The sequence below is a fragment of the Pseudoalteromonas sp. T1lg122 genome (genome assembly GCF_002964825.1).
Taxonomy (GTDB): Bacteria; Pseudomonadota; Gammaproteobacteria; order Enterobacterales; family Alteromonadaceae; genus Pseudoalteromonas; species Pseudoalteromonas gelatinilytica.
The window spans coordinates 192,929-210,662 of sequence record NZ_PQCG01000031.1; the positions used below are offsets into that span (position 1 = coordinate 192,929).

At 41.6% G+C, this 17,734-nt stretch carries 15 protein-coding genes and 1 pseudogene; 7 read left to right on the forward strand and 9 right to left on the reverse strand.

Going from position 1 to position 17,734, the window contains the following annotated elements; translation table 11 throughout:
* The first annotated feature begins 20 nt into the window (after window positions 1-20).
* From C2M33_RS11735 to C2M33_RS11745, 3 genes and pseudogenes are all read left to right on the forward strand, one after another.
* Window positions 21-512, forward strand: coding sequence for a GNAT family N-acetyltransferase (locus C2M33_RS11735; RefSeq protein ID WP_063702576.1), 492 nt, complete (start codon window positions 21-23; stop codon window positions 510-512).
* Between the two features lie 143 nt (window positions 513-655).
* A complete protein-coding gene (locus tag C2M33_RS11740; protein WP_063702574.1) occupies window positions 656-2,605 on the forward strand; it encodes a sensor histidine kinase in 1,950 nt (649 codons plus the stop codon).
* Between the two features lie 19 nt (window positions 2,606-2,624).
* Window positions 2,625-3,751, forward strand: a pseudogene (locus tag C2M33_RS11745) (response regulator).
* Window positions 3,752-3,772: 21 nt separating this feature from the next.
* Here C2M33_RS11745 and queG read toward each other — a convergent pair.
* The 8 genes from queG to C2M33_RS11785 all read right to left on the reverse strand — a co-directional run bounded on the left by queG (window position 3,773) and on the right by C2M33_RS11785 (window position 11,854).
* A complete protein-coding gene (gene queG / locus C2M33_RS11750; protein WP_105174571.1) occupies window positions 3,773-4,906 on the reverse strand; it encodes a tRNA epoxyqueuosine(34) reductase QueG in 1,134 nt (377 codons plus the stop codon).
* A 70-nt stretch (window positions 4,907-4,976) separates the two neighbouring features.
* A complete protein-coding gene (locus C2M33_RS11755; protein WP_105174513.1) occupies window positions 4,977-5,639 on the reverse strand; it encodes a hypothetical protein in 663 nt (220 codons plus the stop codon).
* Window positions 5,640-5,699: 60 nt separating this feature from the next.
* Window positions 5,700-6,917: a methyl-accepting chemotaxis protein gene (locus C2M33_RS11760; RefSeq protein ID WP_063702568.1), complete on the reverse strand. Its 1,218-nt coding sequence runs from the start codon at window positions 6,915-6,917 to the stop codon at window positions 5,700-5,702.
* An 84-nt stretch (window positions 6,918-7,001) separates the two neighbouring features.
* A complete protein-coding gene (locus tag C2M33_RS11765) occupies window positions 7,002-7,700 on the reverse strand; it encodes a glycerophosphodiester phosphodiesterase (protein WP_063702566.1) in 699 nt (232 codons plus the stop codon).
* Window positions 7,697-8,563 (reverse strand): DMT family transporter, encoded by an 867-nt coding sequence (locus C2M33_RS11770; protein WP_105174514.1) that lies wholly within the window; start codon window positions 8,561-8,563, stop codon window positions 7,697-7,699. The genes C2M33_RS11765 and C2M33_RS11770 overlap by 4 nt, the downstream gene beginning before the upstream one ends.
* An 87-nt stretch (window positions 8,564-8,650) precedes the next feature.
* Complete coding sequence (locus C2M33_RS11775; protein WP_233999177.1) at window positions 8,651-10,177, reverse strand: polyamine aminopropyltransferase; 1,527 nt, start codon at window positions 10,175-10,177, stop codon at window positions 8,651-8,653.
* Entirely contained in the window at window positions 10,167-10,985 is an 819-nt protein-coding gene (locus C2M33_RS11780) for a hypothetical protein (protein WP_063702562.1), read from the reverse strand. The genes C2M33_RS11775 and C2M33_RS11780 overlap by 11 nt, the downstream gene beginning before the upstream one ends.
* Window positions 10,986-11,005: 20 nt before the next feature.
* Complete coding sequence (locus C2M33_RS11785) at window positions 11,006-11,854, reverse strand: DUF350 domain-containing protein (RefSeq protein WP_063702559.1); 849 nt, start codon at window positions 11,852-11,854, stop codon at window positions 11,006-11,008.
* A gap of 182 nt (window positions 11,855-12,036) precedes the next feature.
* Here C2M33_RS11785 and rnr point away from each other — a divergent pair, with 182 nt between their 5' ends.
* Both rnr and rlmB read left to right on the forward strand, forming a co-directional pair.
* On the forward strand, window positions 12,037-14,520 hold the full coding sequence (gene rnr, locus C2M33_RS11790) for a ribonuclease R (RefSeq protein WP_063702557.1): 2,484 nt from the start codon (window positions 12,037-12,039) through the stop codon (window positions 14,518-14,520).
* A complete protein-coding gene (gene rlmB, locus C2M33_RS11795) occupies window positions 14,517-15,263 on the forward strand; it encodes a 23S rRNA (guanosine(2251)-2'-O)-methyltransferase RlmB (protein WP_063702555.1) in 747 nt (248 codons plus the stop codon). The genes rnr and rlmB overlap by 4 nt, the downstream gene beginning before the upstream one ends.
* A 68-nt stretch (window positions 15,264-15,331) precedes the next feature.
* Here the strand turns inward: rlmB and C2M33_RS11800 are convergent, their stop codons facing one another.
* Window positions 15,332-16,258, reverse strand: coding sequence for a manganese-dependent inorganic pyrophosphatase (locus tag C2M33_RS11800; RefSeq protein ID WP_063701986.1), 927 nt, complete (start codon window positions 16,256-16,258; stop codon window positions 15,332-15,334).
* 151 nt (window positions 16,259-16,409) lie between these two features.
* Between C2M33_RS11800 and C2M33_RS11805 the strand changes: the two genes are divergently transcribed.
* On the forward strand, window positions 16,410-16,901 hold the full coding sequence (locus C2M33_RS11805) for a hypothetical protein (protein WP_063701988.1): 492 nt from the start codon (window positions 16,410-16,412) through the stop codon (window positions 16,899-16,901).
* An 11-nt stretch (window positions 16,902-16,912) separates the two neighbouring features.
* Window positions 16,913-17,722: a bifunctional DNA-formamidopyrimidine glycosylase/DNA-(apurinic or apyrimidinic site) lyase gene (gene mutM, locus C2M33_RS11810; RefSeq protein WP_063701991.1), complete on the forward strand. Its 810-nt coding sequence runs from the start codon at window positions 16,913-16,915 to the stop codon at window positions 17,720-17,722.
* Window positions 17,723-17,734 lie beyond the last annotated feature (12 nt).

The window sequence follows — 17,734 nt, forward strand, 5'->3', positions numbered from 1 at the left end:
TCATTTAATTTCAGCTATTTATGACGATTCGCAAAGCAACTCAAAACGATTTAACTGACATAGTCGCTATTTATAACGAGACTATCCCTGGGCGTATGGTAACCGCAGATACCGAAGAGGTGTCGGTTGCAGATAGGCAAGTGTGGTTTGATAGCCATACACAGAAAAGACCTATCTTTGTTTTTGAGCAACAAGGTAAAGTGCTTGCTTGGCTGAGTTATAAGTCGTTTTATGGGCGTCCTGCTTACGATGGTACCGTTGAAATAAGCATTTACATCACTCAACAGGCTCAAGGACAAGGGCTTGGTAAACAATTGCTTACATTTTCAGAGCAGCATGCAAAAACACTTGATATCAAGGTGTTATTAGCTTTTATTTTCAGCCATAACCTACCGAGCATAAAACTGTTTAATCGCTTTGATTACAAGGTCTGGGGAGAGCTTCCGGATATTGCGATTATGGATGATAAAGCTTATAGCCTCACTATTTTAGGCAAGCGATTAGACCGTTAATACGTTAAAAAACTAATAAAAAATGCGGTACAAATTGTGACCCACTGTGATTTTAGACTACGCTAAAATAGGTATTTATTATTAAGCGGGTCTAGTCAACGGTGCGAAGAATATTAATTGTTGATAGCAATAGTGTTTTAGCCATGCGGGTAAAGGTGCTGCTGGAGCTGATTGGCTGCAGAGTAGAGCTATTACATTTTGCGATGGTTGATGATGCTGTTTTAGAGCAAGACTTTGATCTTGTTGCAGCTTCTCATGGTGTGCCAACCAGTATTATTAAAAAGCTTATGGAGGTATTTTCTCAAGAGCATTTCTTGCTTTTGGCTCCTAAAGCACAACGAAGCGATTTACTTGAGCATTTTAGTGAAGTAAATCGCCTGTTACCTAATGCTGTGGTCATTTACCCTTTCTTTGCCAATAAAGAAATTAGCTCTTTATTGGAAGGGGTGCTTGAGCTCGACAGCGATAATATTCTTCAACTTCCTACCGTGTTACTCGTTGATCATTGTGCTGAACGTTTGGCGCAAATAGCCCTGAATCTCAAAGGTGCACATATTAAAACCTTCACGGCTGATAGTACGGCGTCAGCATTGGATGTTATCAAAGAGCAAAATATTGATTTACTGATAAGCGATTTTACTTTTGAAGACGGTACTGGACTTGCGCTTTTCAACAAGCTCAAAACACGCCAGCCGAATAGTCGCTGTTTACTTTATACTTCTAAGCCTGATCAAGTCTCCATGGTGGCCGCTATTCGCCAAGGGGTGGAAGATGTGCTCATCAAACCGGTTGATGATAATAGCTTACTACAATCAGTGCATAAACTGTGGCAGACAGAGCTCTTAAGACGCCATAACAGTGAATTAGTGGAGCGTTTACAAAATACCGTTGATGCACTCATTGAAAAAGACAGCTTACTGCGGGTTATCTTTAAACATACCCCAGATGCTATTATTTTATTTGAACGCTGTGGCAAGGTAATTGAAACGAACGATGCCTGTGAACAGCTGTTTGAAAAACCGCTCAAAGAGTTTGAAAACTGCTCGGTCTATGAGTTCTTTGATGTGGCATCAACTGAGCGAATCAAAGATAAAATCGCAACCTTAAGTAAAAATCGTCAATTTAGTTGTGATTTACGACTACTTAAGAAAAATGGCACAGAGGTACCTCTTGTTGGTTCGTTTAATGAAATCGATCATCATGGCGAAATAGCGTTAGCGGTTATCTTTAAAAATGTGACTCATTTAAAAGAGAAAGAAGACTTGCTGCTTGAAGCAAAAGACATGCTTGAAGAAGAAGTAAAAGCCCGTACTGCCCAGTTAGAGCACGCTAAAAATGTTGCAGAAGCTGCAAATCACAGTAAATCTGAGTTTTTAGCAAACATGTCTCACGAACTTAGAACCCCTATGCATTCTATCTTAAGTTTTGCTCGCTTTGGGCTTGAGAAGGTTGCCAATGACGATTTAAGTAAAGATAAGTTAAATAAATACTTATCTAGAATTGAGCAAAGTGGTGAGCGCTTATTGTCGCTGCTAAATAACTTGCTTGATTTATCAAAGCTCGATGTCGGGAAATTCCCATTCAATCCACACAAACATAATTTAAGCAATATTATAAAAACCAGTATTGATGATGTGTCGGGCACAGCGCTTGAGCGAAATATTGCGATTCGGCCAATAGGCTTTGAGCAAGGCATTGTGCTTGAGTGTGACGAAGAGCAAATAAACCAAATCATGCGCAACTTACTCGGAAATGCACTGAAATTTAGTGAGCCGAATAGCGAGATTGATATTAGTTTAGCGGTGCATGAGGAGATGGCCGAAATCGCTGTTATTGACCGCGGAATAGGGATCCCTGAACAAGAACTTGAAAAGATTTTTGCTAAGTTTGAGCAAAGTAGTAAAACCAACAGTGGTGCGGGAGGCACCGGGCTTGGTCTGGCGATTTGTCGTGAATTCGTGTCCTTGCATCAAGGCACCATTATGGCAAGCAACAATGAATACGGGGGCGCGACTATTTTGGTTCGACTGCCCCTAGAAATAGACTTGCCACAACACTTGGCAAATGAACAACAGTCTATATCGATAAATTGATAAAACGGAAGAAGCAATCATGGCCTTGAAGCGTATTTTAGCGGTTGATGATGAACCATTTAATCTAGAAATTATTGAAGAGATCTTAGAAGATCTCGATTTTGAGCTGAAAATGGTTAATAGCGGCCCAGAATGTTTAGAAGTCGTTGAAGAGTTTGATCCTCAGGTGATTTTACTCGATGTGAGCATGCCACAAATGAGTGGTTATGATGTATGCCGTAAACTCAAAGAAAACCCAATCACACAAAAAATTATAGTGATGTTTGTCTCAGCGAGGGGCACGGTTGAAGAGCGTATGGAAGGCTACTCTGTCGGTGCAGAAGACTACATTGTTAAGCCATTTAGCCATGAAGAACTGAGACTGAAATTACAACATTTGAATCAAGTACTCATTGAAAAAGAGTCGTTAGAGCAACAGGTTGAAGATGCGACTTCAACGGCGTTTAACGCCATGGCAAACAGCAGTGAAATGGGGCAAATCGTTAATTACATCGAACATATTGGTTCGATTGATAATGAGCAAGATCTCGGTAAAGCCTTTTTAAACTGTTTAGGTGCGTTTGATTTACAAAGTAACGTGGAATTTAGGCTAGATGGTGAAGTGTTACATTTCTCTGTGTCGGGAGTGTGTTCACCCATAGTGATCGAGCTGTTTGAAATGCTCAAAAGTAAAGGACGTTTGCACGAGTTCTCAAATCGGATTTTAGTAAACTATGAAATGATTAGTTTGCTTATCTTAAACATGCCGGGACAAGACCCAGATAAGCATGGCCGAATTCGAGACCATATTTGCTTTTTAGTCAGTGTTACAGAGCAGCAGCTTAAAGCGATTCTCACAAAAAAAGAGCTTCTTCAGCAGCAACAACAATTGAATGATGCCGTCGGTAAGGTACATAGTAAATTTACTGGTTTAATTGAGCTTTTAAATGAAAACCGTATCAATAACGAAGCAATTTTTAAGCAGCTTCAAGAAGACTTAGAAAGGCGCATACCGACCATGGGCTTAGATGAAGACCAAGAGTGTTTATCTATCAAAAGGTCGATGAAACCATTCAAAACTCAGTAGCTCGAGAAGAGTCTGTAAAAGGGGTTAAAGCGGCCTTCAAAGAAATTGAAAATGACCTATCGCAATTATTAAAGCAATAGGTACATCGTTTTTATTATGCATCAAGCATCTCTGGGTAGGCCTTTTTCAACAATGCGAATTAAGCGTGCCGTTTTACGAAGCTTTAACTGGCGCTTATTTTTTTGCTGATCAAGCGCCCACTCGATATGCTCAGCGACCAAAGCTGTAGCGGTTGTTAACCTTTGCTCTAAAGCCTCGATTATTTGCTCGTTGTAATCAGCGTTACCTAATCCGACAGCGAGGTTTCTTAACCAGCGCTCGTGACCAATACGGCGTATAGGGCTGCCTTCGGTATTTTTAAGAAAGGTAGTTTCATCCCATGCAAATAAAACCAGTAAGTCTTGATCTTTAAGCTGCTTTCTTGGGTGAAAGTCAGCTTCATCGGTGAGCTGACCATAGCGATTCCATGGACACACTAACTGGCAATCATCACAGCCATAGACACGATTGCCTAGCAGCGGACGATATTCTTCTGGGATCGCGCCTTGTAACTCAATCGTTAGGTAAGAAATACACTTACGGGCATCAACGACATAAGGCTCGACAATTGCACCAGTTGGGCACAGCGTCATACAGGCAACGCATTTACCACAGCCTTCAAAACTATTTTCTTCATCAATAGGCAGCGGTATATCAACAAATAACTCACCTAAGAAAAACCAAGAGCCCGCTTCTTTATTGATTAATAAACTATGTTTTCCACGCCAACCTAAGCCTGCCTTTTCGGCTAGTTGTCTTTCAAGCACAGGGGCTGAGTCAACAAAAGGACGAAAACCGAGTTGGCCGATATGCTGTTCTATTTGTTGGCCTAATTTTTTCAAACGGTTGCGAATTAACTTGTGATAATCACGACCTAATGCATAGCGACTGATATACGCTTTGTCGGTTTGTTTAAGGTTTTTAGCAAAACTTGCATCAGGCGGTAGGTAATTCATTTTTACTGAGATGACTCGCTGCGTACCAGGTACCAACTCAGCGGGGCGCGCTCGCTTCATACCATGGGCTGCCATGTATTCCATCTCACCGTGATAGCCTAAATCTAACCAGCGTTGTAGCTGCGCTTCGTGTTTCGTTAGGTCAATATCAGTGATCCCGACTTCTGCAAAGCCAAGGTCTTTACCCCATTGCTTTATTTGCAGCGCGAGTTGTTCATAATCAATAGCGGGTGTTGTCACGGTCAATAAAAAAGTAGCCAAGAAGCGGCTACTTTAACATAGTTTGAGGTAGGCCCTGAACAATATTCACTTATTGTAGGGTAATTCCTTCGTCAGTAATAACAGCGATTAGTAAGCCATACTCGACGTTGTTTTCAGAAAATGCACGCGATAATCCACCTCTAGTGTTTTGCTTCATAGTGTTGTTGCTGATTAAATCATCAAGGCTCTGGCTAATGGCATCTGTATTATTGCTTTGCAGAATAATGCCGCATAGTTGATTTGAGCATTGCATATCATAAACAGTAATGTCTGCGTGTTCTTCTTGGTATTTCACTGTTTCATCGTAAACTAGTTCTCTAATTTGCGCTTTGTTGGTATCAGTTAAGCCATTCGCTAACTCAGAAACATAATCTTGAATTTGTGTAAATCCCATTTCGTTTAATGGCTGTGTATTAAACACTTTTTGACCGTTTTCTGTGTTTGTTACGAGTTCATCAAATGAGCTTATTGAATCTTTAGAGGCGTTTGTGTTGGCAAATGTATTGCTATAACTTGGAGAATCAGTCTCTTGTGATGATTGCGGGTTTATTTTTGTTTGAAGCGCTGATGACTCAATAGTAAGGGGGGCGGTCTCTTCAGCTGTTTCTACAGCCATAACATTGTGTGTACTGTTACTCTCAAGCAAGTTAACGACTTTATAAGTAATAAAAAGCGTGCATAGCGTGAGTACTGCAAAGAAAACATTTTTCATTTAAATTCCCTTTAGATGTTTTCTTATACAGTACTGTAACTAAATGAATTAAGTCAATTTTTACACAAAGCGTTTTAATTGCTCTTGGGTTTGTTGGCTCAGTTTGTGTGATTGTTGGCAATCAGCGAGTGATTCATCAATTTGCTGTTTAGCTTGCTCGCCCAAAGCCACAATTTGCTCTACCGTTTGATGAGTGTGGGTTTGGGTTTGCTCTAGTAAATGCACCGCGCTGACAATCTGCTGCAGCTGTTGTTGGTTTTGCTCAAATTCGCCAAGCATATTGCTAAAGCCTGTTGAGGTATTGCTAATTGCTGTTTCAGCCTCACTCGAGTGGCTAATTAGTTGCTCAGATTCTTTATTGGTTTCGCTAACGAGGGTGTTCATTTGATTAATAAAATCACTGATCTGGCGAGTTGCATCGTTTACTTTAACTGAGAGCGATCTGACTTCATCGGCAACCACAGCAAAACCTCGGCCAGCTTCACCGGCACGTGCCGCCTCAATTGCAGCATTGAGGGCAAGTAAATTGGTTTGATCCGAAAATTCTTCGACCATTTTCAAAATGGCGCGAATGTTCTCGCTGTTTTCTTTCAGACCAGACACAGTTGCTGAGAAGTTACCCAAAATTTGGCTTATCATCGCGACCTTTTTAACCAGTGCCGATAACTCAGTAGCCGAGTGCTGCACAAAGCTCAAGTGTTCATTATTTACTTGATGTACGCTGTCTGTATTCGCTGAGATATTCTCTAGGCTTGAAGTAATTTGATTACTTGAATCGGTAATGGTTTGACTGAATTTTATTTGCTGGTGGCTCATCTGTGCGGTTTGCTGCATAGAATGAGTCATCTTTAAGCTACTATCAGCACTGGCTTGTGCACTTTGGTACGTAGTGGCTAATAGTTTTGCTAGGTGAACGGTAAAGGTATTGTACTGCTCACTTAAATCTCGAAATTCATCGTAGGTAAAATGCGGTAGCTTGGCTGATAAATCAGCATCATGGCGATTGATTTGCTCAAGTGTGTCGCGCATTGCTTGCACGGGGCGCACAATCAAAAAGCGCATGTAGAAAACAGTAAAAATAAAGCTGGCGACGATAACAAAGGTCATTAACCAAAATAGTCCCATACCAGCTTGTTGCTCTGACAGGCTGCTATAAAGCCAGATTAATGTGATAGCTTGAAACGCAAACACAAAACCTAAATTACCGACAATCTTACGTGTAAGAGTGTAAAAGAATGTTTGTTCGATAAAATTATAAATGCGCATATAGCTACTCATTAAGGTGTTGTGTTGATTCATTTTGGCGTATTTTTTTATTATTCAATTTCACATAATTCAACAGTATAGCTTAGTTTTGTTGAGTTACAGTGACTGCAGTGTCATTTGTGTATGACACGGAAAATTAGTAAAAATACCATCTACGCCATACTCTAGCATTAATTCGATATCTTCCACTTTATCGACCGTGTAAGCATAAACTTGAAGGCCGCGTTGTTTTGCATCAGCAACAAACTCATGGTTTATAAAGTTTTTATCTACATGAATGCTGTAGGCATGCAGTTTTTGCGCAAACTCGCTGTAATTAATTGGAATAGAAGCTGTGAGTGCGCCAATCTTTACCCATGGCAGTTTTTGCTTGAGCCACATTAGTTGGTGATGATCGAATGAAGAGACTAACAGGTTATCTCTAGATATCTTTCCTGCACTGACATTTGACTCAATAAGCTCAACAAATTTATCTAGCGAAAAAGTATGTTTAAGTTCTAAATTGAGCAGTGTTTTATCATCAACCCAATCGATTGCCTGCTGTAAAGTCGGTACGACTTCGCCATTGCCTGCATCGTATTGCTGAATTTTTTCTTTTGAGCAGGCGTTTACCTTGCCGCGCCCAGAGGTTGTACGATCAAGCCAGGTGTCATGAATAATCATGTAATCATCAAGACAGCTTTGCACATCAATTTCGATACCATCTACTGCCAAATCAACAGCGGCGATAATGGCGCTCTTGGTATTTTCTGGATAGGTACCACTGGCACCTCTGTGAGCGAATACTTTCATCATTGCTTATACCTACGAGTCACTGACCATGTTTCATAAAAAGCGGCACTAATTACTAACGCGCCACCAATAAGAGTGCTAATTGAAGGTTGCTCATGCAAAATTAAAAAAGCGAAAAACGTACCGTATAAAGGCTGCAAACACGATATCAAACCAGCGGTTGAGGCTGATAAGTTTTTTAGGCTTGCTGCAAACAGTGAATGCGGTGCTGCTGTAAAAATAACCCCTACGGTAATTAATAGCAGCCAATTTATTGTATCAACTTGTAATGGCGGTACTTCGACAAAGGCGCACAGCATAATGCAGGCGATCCAGGTTTGATAAAGCATGGTTTGTGGGCCGCCATACTGGCTAAAGTAACGCTTGTGAACGATATTTCGAAAAGCAAAAAAGAACGCTGACAAAATACCAATAGCAATACCGAGTGTGACATCATTACCTAAGCTGGCATCTGGAATGAGTAAGTAAATCCCTAGCATTACCACCAAGGCGCTAAAAATATCTTTAAGCTGTGGTTTACTGCCATGAAATAAAGGCTCTAAAAATACCGTGATAACAGGGTAAGTAAAAAAGGCAATCATACCGACTGCAATACCTGCCAATTGCATACCTGCGAAGTAGGTAAGCCAATGTATTCCAACAATGACACCAAGTAACAAGGCGATGAAATAATCACGACGTGAGTGAAGCTTAATCGCTTTCTTTTGGATTGTGAGTAACAGCAGTAGTGTACAGCCCGCAATGGCTGTTCGGTAAACGGTAATATCTAATGCACTTAGGCTGACTAGCTTGGCAAATAATGCAGTACCACCAAAGAGTAGCACTGCAATATGTAAGTATATTAGGCTCTGTTTGTGCGCCTGCATTACAAACCTTGTTATTGTTGTTATTAACTCTCTTTGTAACGGTAATCCTTTACTTTGTAAACTCCCCAAATGGGCTAATCCATTCGTTTAGTTCCAATATTTCCACCCTTGTAAGTAATAGTGCAGCACATTTGGCTCATCAAGCGTCGATACTTTTTCGTTGTTAGCGCTAATGTCTGGCGTGAAAATAAACAGTTGTGCGTCATTTTCAGGGCGATAATAGCGGGTGTTAACAGGCAATAACTGGTGGTTGCTACACATTAAGTTGCAAGCCATAACAAAGCCCCACTCACCAAAAGAGGGCACATTCAAATGATAAGGCAAAGTATGAGCAAAGCCTGCTGCACTGAGCGTGTTGTTGATAGACCAAAATGCCTGTTTTGCAAAAAATGGACTGGTGGCTTGGGTGACCACAATTCCGTTATTTGGCAGTCGTGTTTTTACTAGTTGATAAAATTGCTGACTGTAAAGCCGTGCAAGGTTGATTGCTTTTGGATCGGGTAAATCAATAAAAATAATATCGAACAGTTGTTCGCTTTGCTCAACAAACACATAGGCATCTTGATGAATAATTGTCACTTTAGGATCACTCAGTGAGTGCTTGTTAAGTGTTGTGAGGTTGTGATTAGTTTGCGCAAGCCTAGCGACAGCAGGGTCTAAATCAACCAGGGTAATAGACTCTAATTGCGGGTATTTCAAAAGCTCTCTGGCTGCTAAGCCATCGCCACCACCTAAAATTAGAATTCGTTTTGCATTGCCATGGCGCACCATGGCTGGGTGAATAAGCGCTTCGTGATAGCGATATTCATCAATCGATGAAAACTGTAAGCCACCGTTTAAATAAAGGCGAATATCATCTTTATGACGAGTGAGTACGATTTGCTGATAGGGGGTTTGCTCTGAATGTACAACACGATCATCGTAAATTTGGCTTTGCCAAAGATACGTGAGCTGTTTACTAGCAAATAAGCAAAGCACCAATATTAAGCTAACTAAAACAAGTGTGAGCCTCAGTACTTTTCGACGGTTTGGGCTGATATGGTCGATAAAGTACCAAAGCAATAGCAGCGCAATACTTAGATTCATTAAGCCAAAGCTTAGGGCCGTTTTAAAAACCCCAAGCCAAGGTAAAAATAGAAAAGGAAACAGTAAAGTCGCGAGCAGGGCACCAAAGTAGTCAATAGATAACACATTGGCGAGGTTTGCTTTTAGCGCATAATGTTTTTCCATTAGGCGACTTAACAGCGGAATTTCTAAGCCAATCAAAATCCCTATTAGCGTGGTGAGTAAAATACTAATTGCTTGTAGTGGTAAGCCATAGGCATACGAGAAGTACAACAAGGGCACGCTCAAACCACCAAGTAGTGCAAGCGCTAACTCAAAACCTATAAAATAAGCTAGCAGTGGTTTATCGGGCACAAAACGCGAAAAATAAGAGCCTATGCCCATTGCCGCCATATAGACGCCAATCGTCAGAGAAAATTGGGTGATGCTATCACCCAAAAAGTAGGCACCCGTTGTTGCGATCAGCAGCTCATAGATAATAGAGCAAAGGCCAGCGACAAAAATACTAAACAGTAAAATGTGGCTTTCGCGAATTGATTTACTTACCACCCGGGCCGCCTCGTGAACGAAAACCAGCACTACCAATACTTTGCTCTCGAAGCTGTTTATCTACATAGATATTACTGTGTCCATAGGCGTAAACTTGCCAGTCAGCTTCATCATCATCTTTGCCATAGGCGAACAGAGATACAAGTAGCACAGGCACAAAAAACAGCAGGGCTATAGGCCAAACAGGAAATGTTGTTTCCATCGCTTGCTTTGCCTGTAAGCCTTTTTTGGTGATAGGTTGAAAAGAAATATCTGATTTATTTTTACCTTCCTCTAAGCGATTCAAAATCACAAAAAGGCATAAGCCAGCAATAATGCCTGACATCCACATTAGCGGAATAAGTATTTTACTATTCCCTTTGATTGGGATAATTCGAAACGTATAACTAAAATGTTCGGCACGCTTATTTGGGCCAAACGTACTACTAACGTAGGCGCTATATTGCCCCTTCTTGGGGAAGTGGACATCGTGATAAGTATAATCACGGTATTCAGTCCATTTTCCTTCTGAATCGCGTCCGGTTTCAGCCCATAGCTCATCTGCGTAACTAAATAAATAGTTGCCATCAGGGTCAAATACTTCAAGGTCAATGGCTTTCCACGAATTTAAAGGCAGTCTGCCTTTAATTTCTAAGCGCATCATCTGGCCATCTTCTGGCACATTAAATAGGTAGGCTTTATCTTGTCCGTCGTAGTCTTTAAAGTTGCCATATTGGCCACTGATAAGTGGCGCTTGTAGATCTGCACGTATTATTATGCAAGCCAAAAACGAGATGGCAGCAATAATAAAAAGCTTATAGATGTTCATCCATTACTCCATATATAAGCTTAAATAGCGATAGTGATGATAACAGCAACACAAATGGCAATGCTGCTTTCGATAACCGCAACAGCGGTGTTTTTATCGTGCATTGCTTGGTCGAGAGAAATTTTACTAAAAATAATTTTATCAACGAGGTAACGCACAATTGGTAAAATTAAAAAGCCAAATAATGCGTCAATAAAGAATAAGCTTAAGCTTTGTTGCCAACTATGAAAGCCACCAATAAGCGCATGACATAAGATAATAGCTAATGCCAACATGGTGCCTGAAAAGCTAAGTGCAACGGCTTTATTGCCTTTTTCTAGCTGCTCGTGAAGGTTGAATGCAGTAAGGTGATCATAGCCTTTGGCAAAAATGATCAGCATCAGTTGCCCTAAAAAGTAGAACACAATGGCTGATAACCAGGTGCCTTCGCCGGTTAATGCGCCACCAATGATAAGTGCTGCTGCCATATAGTTAGCTGCTTGTACTAAGCCAACGGCCTCGTTTTGTTGGTTAATTAATTGCTCTTGGTTGCAGAACAAGCGCAGCAGTAATTTGTCATTTAAAATACGTGAGCAGGTCAGTAGTACCATACCTAACACGCTGTACAGTGAAACATTCATCAAGTCGCTAACAAGCCCTTTACTAGGCCCAGCTAAAACAAAGCCGTAAATAATGGTGATAGCTCCTAAATAACCGCCTATCGATAAACCTAAAGCACTGTTGGCATTATCGGTTAACTGGCTGGTGGTGTTGTAAGGCGTTGCTAAGTTATACGACAGTTTTGCAAGGGCTATGATAGCAATGAACAGGCCAATGTAGGCGCTGTTATAGGCCATAGTCGAAAGGTAATGGGTTAAGTTAATATCCATATAGATTTGTTAGCTTGTTGTTATTTTCCGAAAATATTAACACAGAGTGTTTGTTGCAAAGAATATCAACGCCTCACTTTTTGCCAGAATTAATCAATTTCTTAAAAGTTTCATAGCTTTTGCCTGTCTCATTGTTAGGTTATGGGTTAAAATAACAACATAACCAACTAACAAGATAGTGAATGTCAAAACAGGATCCCAATCTCAGTCGAGAACAAGAAAAGTACGAAAACCCCGTCCCTAGCCGTGAGTTTATACTTACTCACTTAGAATCTCGCGCCAAACCAGCAAACTTCACACAACTTTGTGACGAATTACATGTGAACGATACAGAGCGCCAAATAGCGTTCAAACGTCGTTTACGTGCTATGGAGCGCGATGGTCAACTGTATTTCAATAAGTTTAAATGCTACGCATTGATCGATGAATCTGGCCTCGTTAAAGGTAAGGTCATTGGTCATCGTGACGGATTCGGCTTTTTAGAAGTTGAAGGTGAGAGTAAAGATTGGTTTATCGCGAAGCACCAAATGAATATGGTGTTACACGGTGACATTGTGCTTGCAAAAGGCAATCGTAAAGGCGCTAGTGGCAAATGCGAAGCACGTATCATTAAGGTATTAACCAATGAACGAGCACCGATTGTTGGTCGCTATTTTGTTGAGCATGGTATTGCTGTTGTAGTGGCGGAAGACCCACGCATAACGCAAGACATTATGATACTACCGGGTAGTGAAAATGGCGCGCGCCACAATCAAATGGTGCAGGTGCAAATTACCCAAAACCCTAGCCGACATATGAATGCGGTAGGTAAAGTAACCGAGGTACTGGGTGAACATTTAGCACCGGGTATGGAAATTGAAGTTGCACTACGCAATCACGATATTCCCCATGTGTGGCCAGAAGCGGTTGAGAAGCAAGTTGCTCATTTAGGTGAGTTTGTTGATGAACAAGCAAAGCTAGGTCGTGTTGATTTACGTGACTTACCGCTGGTGACTATTGACGGTGAAGATGCCCGTGACTTTGACGATGCCGTTTATTGTGAGCGTAAACCATCGGGTGGTTGGCGTTTATGGGTCGCTATTGCTGATGTGTCGCATTATGTAGGTATGAATACGCCTCTGAATAAAGAAGCGATTGAACGCGGTAATTCAGTGTACTTCCCTGAGCAAGTTATTCCGATGCTGCCAAAAGTGTTATCCAATGGCTTATGCTCACTAAACCCGAAAGTTGACCGCTTATGTATGGTCGCTGAGATGACAGTGTCAGATGCGGGTAAATTGTCTGGGTACAAATTTTACGAAGCGGTGATGAATTCACACGCTCGTTTTACCTACACTAAAGTGAATGCGATTTTACAAGGCGATGAAAAGCTGCGTGAAGAATATGCCGAGATGGTGCCGCATTTAACTGACTTGCATCAGATGTATATGGCACTAAAAGCAGCACGCCAAGAACGTGGTGCGATTGAATTTGAAACGTTAGAAACGCGTTTTGTGTTTAATGCACACCGTAAGATTGAATCAATCGTGCCAGTGGTTCGCAATGATGCACACAAGCTTATCGAAGAGTGCATGATTCTTGCGAACGTATCAGCTGCCCGTTTATTAGAAAAACACGAAGCAAGTGCGCTTTATCGTGTGCATGATGAGCCGGATGGTGAAAAGCTTGGTTTCTTCAGAAACTTTTTATCAGAGCTTGGTATTGAAACCGCGATTTCTGATGAGCCAACACCAAAAGAAATCACTCAGGTGTTAGCAAAATTAGGCGACCGTCCTGAAGCTGAGCTTATTCAAACCATGTTGCTTCGTTCGATGAAGCAAGCGGTGTATCAGCCAGATAACATTGGTCACTTTGGTTTGGCTTTGCCAGCCTATGCCCACTTTACGTCGCCTATTCGTCGTTACCCTGATTTAGTGGTGCACCGTGCAATTAAAGCCGTGCTTAAAGCGCAAGGTCAGCAAACATCCGGTGAGTACGCCTACACTGATGACGAAGTTGATATTTTAGGTGAGCAGTGTTCAACCACTGAACGCCGTGCTGATGATGCGACACGCGAAGTCGCAGATTGGCTGAAATGTGAATTTATGCAAGACCATGTTGGTGACGAATTTGGTGGGGTGATCTCATCGGTAACTAACTTTGGTTTATTTGTACGTTTAGACGACTTACAAATCGACGGCATGATCCATGTAACTAATTTAGGCAATGAATATTTCCATTATGATGGAGCTAAGCATTGCTTGATTGGTGAACAAACACATACCGTTTATCGTTTAGGCGATAAAGTAACGGTTCAGGTTTCATCTGTAAGTCTTGATGAGCGACGCATAAACTTAGTGTTAGCAGGTGAAGCGCAACAAGACCGTTATGCGCGTCGTCGTGGTCGTAGTGCCCCTGCAAAACCAAGTGTTCGTGCCCAGCTTAAGGCCGGTAAAATCCCTGGCAAAAAACCGCAGTCAGGCAGTTTTGAGGCTAAGTCAGGCGATAAAGACAACGAAAAACGTGGCAAGTCTTCTCATTCTAAAGGGCGTAAAAAACCTAATGGTAAACAAGCCGATGCTGTAAAAGCCGGCAACAAGAAGAGCAAGAAGAAAGCCACCAAAAAGGCAAAAAGACCGGGTAAGAATGCCCGTAAACGTAATAGCCGAGGAGCAAATAATACGTGAGTAATGAATTAATTTTTGGTTTTCACTCAGTTGAAGCAATTTTAGCAAAAGAGCCAGAGCGCTTTTTAGAAATTTATGCTTTAAAAGGACGTGAAGATAAACGTTTAAACCCGATTATTGATGAAGCACGTAAATTCGGTATTTCTGTACAATTTATGCAGCGTAAAGCGCTTGATAATAAAGCCGACGGTGAGCAGCACCAAGGCATTATTGCCAATGTAAAAGCAGCCCGTATGTATAACGAGAAAGATCTAGATGAGATCATTGCCCGTGAGGAAACGCCTTTCTTACTGGTACTTGATGGCATAACTGATCCGCATAACTTAGGGGCGTGTTTACGTAGTGCTGATGCTGCAGGCGTGCACGCGATTATCGTTCCTAAAGATAAATCAGCAAAACTCAATGGTACAGCGCGTAAAGTAGCATGTGGTGCGGCAGAAACAGTACCACTGGTACAAGTCACTAATCTGGCACGCACATTACGCGAAATTAAAGACGCAGGTGTTTGGGTTGTCGGCACTGCAGGTGAAACAGATACTGAGTTATTCGATGCAAATCTAACAGGGCCAATGGCGATTGTTATGGGTGCAGAAGGGGATGGTATGCGCCGCTTAACTCGTGAGCATTGTGATTTATTAGTTAAAATCCCAATGGCTGGTACGGTATCTAGCTTAAATGTGTCAGTTGCGACGGGGATTTGTTTATTTGAAGTGTTACGCCAGCGTAATGCAACGCAGATCTAACTACCGCAAAATTCCAGACACAAAAAAGCCGATGTAACATCGGCTTTTTTTGTATCTATTTCGTAAGATTAGATCTTTGCGAAAGCGTCTTGTAGTGGTGGTACTACTTGCTTCTTACGGCTTAATACGCCATCTAACCATACGCGACCGTCTTCTGATTTAACATCATAAGCAGCTTCGATTACAGATACGTCATCAGACGTAATTAGCATTTCTGAGCCTTCTTTCATGATATCAGTTAACAGGAGTAATACTGAGTGTCGATCGCCTTCTTCTTTAAGCTTAGCGATATCAGCTTCAAGATCTGCTTTGATTTCATCAAATACTGCAAGGTCGATAACTTCTAGCTGGCCAATACCTACTAGCTTACCGTTCATGTTGAAGTCTTTGAAATCACGCATTACTAAATCGCGTGCAGGCGTGCCTTCCACTGCTGATTTAACCTTGAACATGTCCATGCCAAGTTCTTTGAAATCTTCGATGCCAGCGATTTCAGCAAGTGCTTCAACACACTTGATATCAGCCGTTGTACATGTTGGTGATTTAAAGATCACAGTGTCGCTTAAGATAGCGCATAACATGATGCCTGCGATATCTTTTGGAATTTCTACATTGTAGAAGTCATACATCATTTTGATGATAGTGTTTGAACAACCAACTGGACGGATCCAACACTCAAGTGGTGTTGACGATGTTAAGTCGCCTAGTTTGTGGTGATCAACAACCCCCACAACACGTGCTTCATCGATGTCATCAGGTGCTTGTGTTTTTTCTGTGTGGTCAACGATATAAACGTCTTCGCCTGCGTAGCTAAGTTTTAGCTCAGGTGCTTCGAAACCGAATTTATCTAGGATAAATTGTGTTTCAGGTGATACTTCACCTAAACGCGTCGGGATCGCAGGTTCATTGATCTGGTTTTTTAAGTAAGCAAGCGCAATTGCACCGCAAATTGAATCTGAATCAGGGATCTTATGACCCACTACATACATTGACATTGACGGAACTCCTTTAAATTTGGCGGATATTTTAGCAAAGTATCGACAGATTGATACATAACAGACATGAAATTTTGTTGATCAATTACAACTGCCAATTAATGTCCTTTTTGGTTACACTTTAAGATATTGAAAACTGAGGAAGATACTGATGCGCTTGAGCCGAAAAGCATGGAATAATGTGGTGATTATTTCGATGCTATTGATGATTTTTTTCTTCAATGGCCTACATAAAAAGCTCAATACACAGCCTGTTGAAGAAGGAGTGCAAGCGTTACTCCCAGAGCAAAGCTTCATTTTAGCAATGGCATTTCCAGAATTAAAAATCGAGCGTATCGGCACCTCTTGGCGAAGCCAATCACAGCAAGAAACCGCATGGCAAGGCGATGAGCAGCAGCTCGAACAACTCGTTGAACTTTGGCAGCATCAAAAGCTGACTATTGCCAGTCTCCCTGTTAGTAAAATTTCACAGGCGTCGGCTGATTATGTTGCCTCCGTGTGGTTAGCTGGAGAGCAGTTGCCAGCGGTGTATCAGTTGTACAACATAGATCAGCAATACTATTTATTAGATAAGCGGTTACAGCGGGTATTTGAGCTTGAACAAGCTGATGCCGCTAAGTTATTCCCGTTATATCCGTTTTAAGAGAGTCACAGATGCCTGAATTACCAGAAGTTGAAGTTAGCCGTTTGGGAATAACGCCGCATGTGCTTAACCAAACAGTGGCCAAAGTAAATATTCATAACGCCAGTATGCGTTGGCCTGTGCCTGATGATGTATATCAATTACAAGGGCTTGAAGTTACTTCAGTGGAGCGTAGAGCAAAATATTTATTACTCGGTTGTGAGCTGGGTAGTGTTATTTTGCACCTAGGAATGTCGGGTAATTTACGGGTCGTGAGTGCTGATGAGCCACTGAAAAAACACGATCATATCGAATTTATTTTAGCCTCAGGTAAAGCATTAAGGCTCAACGATGCGCGTCGCTTTGGTGCCTGTTTGTGGCAAGCGCCAGGCGAATGTCATACCTTGTTAACCAAACTCGGGCCTGAGCCGCTAACTGATGAGTTTACTGCTAAGCGAGCCTACGAACAGTCTAGAAATAAAAAAGTACCAATTAAACAGTTTATTATGGATAACGCTGTGGTGGTTGGTGTGGGTAATATCTATGCCAATGAATCGTTGTTTAAGGCCGGAATTCACCCGAAACGAGAAGCCGGCAAGGTGTCTTTAAAGCGATTTCAGCAATTAGTGCCTATTATTAAAGAAACTCTCGCAGCGGCTATCACGCAAGGCGGTACAACATTAAAAGATTTCGCTCAAAGTGATGGTAAGCCGGGTTATTTTGCCCAGCAATTACTGGTTTATGGCCGCAAGGGTGAGCCATGCGTTAATTGTAAAGAGCCATTAAAAGAAATTAGATTAGGACAAAGAAGCACAGTGTACTGTTCTAATTGTCAAAAATAATAAAGAATCCCT

Coding starts and splice junctions, on each gene's coding strand:
- C2M33_RS11735 (WP_063702576.1), top strand. CDS start 21: ATGACGATTCGCAAAGCAACTCAAAACGATTTAACTGACATAGTCGCT.
- C2M33_RS11740 (WP_063702574.1), top strand. CDS start 656: ATGCGGGTAAAGGTGCTGCTGGAGCTGATTGGCTGCAGAGTAGAGCTA.
- C2M33_RS11755 (WP_105174513.1), bottom strand. CDS start 5,639: ATGAAAAATGTTTTCTTTGCAGTACTCACGCTATGCACGCTTTTTATT.
- C2M33_RS11760 (WP_063702568.1), bottom strand. CDS start 6,917: ATGAGTAGCTATATGCGCATTTATAATTTTATCGAACAAACATTCTTT.
- C2M33_RS11765 (WP_063702566.1), bottom strand. CDS start 7,700: ATGATGAAAGTATTCGCTCACAGAGGTGCCAGTGGTACCTATCCAGAA.
- C2M33_RS11770 (WP_105174514.1), bottom strand. CDS start 8,563: ATGCAGGCGCACAAACAGAGCCTAATATACTTACATATTGCAGTGCTA.
- C2M33_RS11780 (WP_063702562.1), bottom strand. CDS start 10,985: ATGAACATCTATAAGCTTTTTATTATTGCTGCCATCTCGTTTTTGGCT.
- C2M33_RS11785 (WP_063702559.1), bottom strand. CDS start 11,854: ATGGATATTAACTTAACCCATTACCTTTCGACTATGGCCTATAACAGC.
- rnr (WP_063702557.1), top strand. CDS start 12,037: ATGTCAAAACAGGATCCCAATCTCAGTCGAGAACAAGAAAAGTACGAA.
- C2M33_RS11800 (WP_063701986.1), bottom strand. CDS start 16,258: ATGTCAATGTATGTAGTGGGTCATAAGATCCCTGATTCAGATTCAATT.
- C2M33_RS11805 (WP_063701988.1), top strand. CDS start 16,410: ATGCGCTTGAGCCGAAAAGCATGGAATAATGTGGTGATTATTTCGATG.
- mutM (WP_063701991.1), top strand. CDS start 16,913: ATGCCTGAATTACCAGAAGTTGAAGTTAGCCGTTTGGGAATAACGCCG.